Origin of the sequence: Pantoea sp. GbtcB22 (assembly GCF_019091025.1) — a bacterium.
Classification (GTDB): Bacteria; Pseudomonadota; Gammaproteobacteria; order Enterobacterales; family Enterobacteriaceae; genus Pantoea; species Pantoea leporis.
The window spans coordinates 1-229 of record NZ_JAGXKB010001073.1; the positions used below are offsets into that span (position 1 = coordinate 1).

The following is a 229-nucleotide window of genomic DNA, read 5'->3' on the forward strand; positions in this document are numbered from 1 at the left end:
ATATCAGAATTATTAGAGTTAAGATCCAATCTTATAGCCATTGAATTACCAGATGGTTCATTGAGGAATGTTCCCGCTGGAACAACCGTTCAGGAAGTTGCCAACACACTTGGTAGCTCAGCCTCTAAGAGCGCCATCGCGGCAGAGCTCGGTGGGTTGCGCGCTGATCTAAGTACACCTATCACTTCGCCTGCGCTTTTGAATATCACCTCACAGTTTGATGAAGAAG

General features: G+C 46.3%; 1 protein-coding gene. It reads left to right on the top strand.

Going from position 1 to position 229, the window contains the following annotated elements; genetic code table 11:
• On the top strand, positions 1 to 229 hold a 229-nt coding region (locus KVT28_RS27535; protein WP_217551535.1), incomplete at both ends, for a TGS domain-containing protein.